This is a genomic window from Streptomyces sp. NPDC002324, from assembly GCF_053593335.1.
Genome location: NZ_JBSFCF010000098.1, coordinates 1 through 1,601, shown reverse-complemented (window position 1 = coordinate 1,601; position 1,601 = coordinate 1). Strand labels below are relative to the sequence as shown.

1 protein-coding gene is annotated in these 1,601 nt (G+C 72.1%); it reads right to left on the bottom strand.

Features of this window, described 5'->3' with window-relative positions; all coding sequences use genetic code 11:
- Positions 1 to 272 precede the first annotated feature (272 nt).
- Positions 273 to 1,601, bottom strand: a 1,329-nt coding sequence (locus ACWCRJ_RS44530) for a hydrolase (protein WP_450944693.1), incomplete at its 5' end; no start/stop codon positions are given.

Below are 1,601 nucleotides of genomic sequence, written 5' to 3'. Positions count from 1 at the left end.
GGATACAGCCGCAGCGTCTGCGGCTCCACCGTCGTCCACGGCGCGATGTCACCCACCGGCTCGAAACGGTACTCGTCGACCACGTCACCGGTGTTGCGCAGACGCAGCCGCACCGTCGTACTGCTCCCGGGGTCCACAGTCGCGGAGGCGGGTTCGAGGGAAGTCCACAGGCTCACGTCAGGACGCTACGCGGCGGACGGCGTCCGGTCAGGAGCCGTCGGGGCAGGCCCGGCTGCCCCGACGGCCACCGGCGCCCGCCCGGGCGGCCCCTGTCACACCGTGAACTTGACGGCTTCGAGCCAGATGCCGTTGTCGAGGGTGCCGCCGAAGATGTAGTTGTCCCCCTCGCCCGGCTTGTCGCAGGCCAGGTTCTGCCAGCCCCGGTCCTTCTGGTGGACCGACTGGCACACCCCCTTGCCGCCCTCGTCGACGTTGATGGTGAAGCCCAGCAGGTCCGGGGCGCCCGGCTTGGAGCTGCCGAAGTAGTTGTCGAGGCCGTCGGGCGCGCTCGACCAGGGCTTCGGGTAATGGCCCTGGCCGTTGGTCGAGTCGGGGTTGTGGACGAACGCGGCGCTGGCCGTGCCGTTGACGCCGGACACCGCGATGTTGAGGGCCTTGAGCGACCGGCCCTGGCCCACCGTGCCGGCCGTGTCGCCGTCGCACTCCGGGGCCGTCCAGCCCTTGCCGGTCACGAAGGCGCGGTAGCAGATGTGCCGGCCGCCCGGGTCCGACGCGGCCAGCTGCCGTACGGCGGTCGCGGCCGTGGGCGCGCGCTTCTTCTTCTGTTCGGACCCGCCGCCGGACCCGCCGCCGCTGCCGTCGCCGCTCCCGCCTCCACCGGTGCCCGCCGCTTCCGTCTCCGTCACCTGCGGGGGCGGCGAGGAGGCGGGCGGGGCGGAGGGCGTGGGCGGCGGCGGGGTCGACGCCGGCGCCGAGGGGCTGGGCGCCAGCGTGCTGACCCCGGTCTTCTGCAGGTCGGTGGCGGCGCTGACGACCCTGGGCTGGTAGGCGAACCAGAGGGTCAGGAAGGTGATCGCGAGGGCCAGGCAGATCGCGAGGCAGGTGGCGAGCCAACCGGGCAGGAAACTCCGCTGCACATAGGTGCCCTCGACGTCGAGCGGCGTGACCCCCGACCGCTTCACCGCGAGGGTGTACGGCCGCTCCTCCTTCGACCCGAACCAGGTGATCTGGCGCGGCTTCAGCGTGGCCTTCACGAACGCGGCACGGCCGGGCTCGATCTGGACGTTGCTCGGATGGATGTCGTACGACAGCTGGTCGCCGTTGTCACTGCCGCTGACCGACGCGGTGACCTTGGTGTTGCCCACATTGTCGATGGCCAGCTTCGGCCGCCCCCGAAAGCGTCCCTTCACCGTCGGCGGGACGAGTTCCGCCCGCACCTCCGTGAACGGGGTGATCGTCAGGTTCCCCTCGGGGACGGTCGTCGCCTCGGGGTGCTGGGTCGGCGTGATCCGTACCGCGTAGGCGTTCGGGCCGGCCGTCGCGTCCGGGGTGCGGGGCGGGGCGAACGTCAGATCCACCGACCCCGTCGTCCCCGGATACAGCCGCAGCGTCTGCGGCTCCACCGTCGTCCACGGCGCGAT